The following is a 308-nucleotide window of genomic DNA, read 5'->3' on the forward strand; positions in this document are numbered from 1 at the left end:
ACACGATGGTGGACAGCGTAGGCGTTCGTCGCTTCACAGACATGGCCAACGCCACACAGCAACTGTCATTGCTCAGCGATGTGCGCAACTCACCGGTGAAACTGCTGTTGTCTGCGGTCAACGACAACACTCAGTGGGACGTACCCGCCCCGCGCGAAGCGCAGCAGGTCGGCGTCAAACGCGATGACGGGTTCTGGGGCAAGGTCAGCGGCATCTTTGACAACAAGGAAGCCGCAGCCAGCGTTCTGATTTCGCCACTGCCAGCGGTCGATGACGGCAGTCTTGCCAAACGTTTCGAGCCGGTATCG

The 308-nt window shown here is 59.7% G+C and carries 1 protein-coding gene; it reads left to right on the forward strand.

The features are described 5' to 3' along the window. Positions 1-308: ImcF-related family protein (locus tag EE949_RS08375; protein ID WP_164666720.1), on the forward strand; the 308-nt coding region annotated here is incomplete at both ends.

This window comes from Pseudomonas viridiflava, from assembly GCF_900602065.1.
Classification (GTDB): Bacteria; Pseudomonadota; Gammaproteobacteria; order Pseudomonadales; family Pseudomonadaceae; genus Aquipseudomonas.